Source organism: Jiangella ureilytica, assembly GCF_004348545.1.
GTDB lineage: Bacteria > Actinomycetota > Actinomycetes > Jiangellales > Jiangellaceae > Jiangella > Jiangella ureilytica.
In genome coordinates, this window is the sequence record NZ_SMKL01000148.1 from 1 (window position 1) to 1,970 (window position 1,970).

A 1,970-nucleotide genomic window follows, 5' to 3' on the forward strand; every position below is an offset into this window, starting at 1 on the left:
AGCGCACCCGCCGGCGACGGCACCGGCACCAGCCGCCTCGGCGCCGGCCTGCTCATCGAAGCACCCACCACGCTCGTCCCCGGCACCTACGAGGCCACCATCACCTTCACCGCGATCTGACCTCTCCGCCCACCTCACTCGGCACGCCATCGACAGGAGCGTCCGCATGACCAGTAGACCGCGACGGCCACGCGTCTGGCTCGCCGCCTCCGCGACGGCCGGGAGCCTCCTGCTCGGCGTCGGCACCGCGCCCGCGGCCGCCGCCGATCTGGCGATCCTCACCCACGGCCACATCGACCTGTTCGAGACCAGCTACGACGCCGCCGCCGACCGCCTCGTGGTCCAGGTCAAGGACGACACCAGGATCTACGGCGACGAGCCGTTCTTCCGAGCTCCCGAAGACGTCGTGCTCGTCGTGGACGCCGAACCGTCCGCCATCGAGATCCCCGACTTCGAGCCGTTGTTCTTCCTCGGTGCGCCCGGCGACACCGTGTACCTGCTGCCGATGACGCAGGACGAACGACTCCCCTGGCCCGGCTGGAACTCCGAGCGGCTGGGCCCGGGCCTGCTCGAGGGCGACCAGTTTCAGCTCGACCTCACCATCGATGGGCCGGGCGAGGTGTTCAGCTTCATGGACGACCCCGTCGGCATGCCCATCGCCCGGTACGTCGACACCACCGACGCCGCGCCGGACCGGATCCCGGTAGGCGTCGGTGCGCACGCGCACACGAACTGGGTGTTCACCGAGGTCGGCGAGTACACGTTCGTCGTGACAGCGAGCGGCAGGAAGACCGACGGCACGGCGATCCACAGCGAGCCGGTCACCTACCGGATCGTCGTCGGTGATCCGCCGTCGGAGGAACCCGTCGTGCCTCGCATCGGCATCGAAGGGGGCACGGCCTACGACGTGGGTGACGTCGTGACCCTCACCGCGGCGCAGAACCCGCCGACCGCGCACGACGTCTACGACTGGGCGATCCGCTGGCCTGGTGAGGACACCTTCGAGGCAGTCTCCGGTGTCTCTGAGGCGGCCTACACCTTCACCGCCACCGAGCGGCACGACGGCGCCCAGCTGCTGGTGAGCCTTCGTGACGACGACGGCATCCTCGTCGCCACGTCCCCGATCGTGACGCTGGCCGTCGACGGCGGCCCGAGCGAACCCGGCGACGCGGCGCAGCGGGTGACGGTCGCCTTGGCCGACGACGCCGGCGCGCTCGTGATGAGTGTCGATCCCGAGGACGACGTCGCAGATCTCGGCGAGCTGGCGCTCGGCGAGGCCGGCGATCGCTGGATCGCCGACGGCGAGCTTCGGCCCGTGACCGTCACCGACACCCGCTCAGCCGCGCCGGGCTGGCAGGTGTCGGGCCGACTCAGCGACTTCGTGTCCGACGATGGCGTTCTCGGGGCCCGGCATCTGGGCTGGACGCCACGCGTCGACCGGGCCGCACCCAGCCAGGCCGTCGAGGCCGGACCTGCTGTCCCGGCGGGATTCGAGGCGGGCGATGGTCTGGCCAGCTCGCAGGTCCTGGCCACGAGCCCGGGCCGGTACGAGCCTCGGCACCGCCGTGCTGGGCGCCGGGCTGCACCTGCAAGCCCCCACCACGCTGCCCACCGGTGACTATGAGGCCGTCCTGACCTTCACCGCCATCTGACGGATCCGAGGCGCGGCATCTCCGTCATCTGGAGGGTGCCGCTGCGGGCGGGCGACGGTAATGTCACTGAGCCCCGTTATCATCCGGCCGGAAACTGCCGGATGAGTCGTGCTCGGTGAGACGGAGACCGCATGGACGACAGCACCACGCCCGCCGGCCGGATCAGGAGGTCCGGCCGGTGACGGATCTGGAGGTCACGGAGGATCGACGCGGCGTCGGCCGGTTCGTTCCCGAGCTGTTCGTGCTGGCGCTGGTGGCGGCGGTCCTGTTCCGGCCGCGCGTGGCCGGCTGGTTCGACAGTGCGACCCTGCAGACGTG

Annotated in this window: 1 protein-coding gene; it reads left to right on the plus strand. The window is 71.0% G+C overall.

The genetic code is table 11. The features are described from left to right. The first annotated feature begins 166 nt into the window (after positions 1-166). On the plus strand, positions 167-1,618 hold the full coding sequence (locus E1212_RS29035) for a choice-of-anchor M domain-containing protein (RefSeq protein WP_131989018.1): 1,452 nt from the start codon (positions 167-169) through the stop codon (positions 1,616-1,618). Positions 1,619-1,970: the final 352 nt, after the last annotated feature.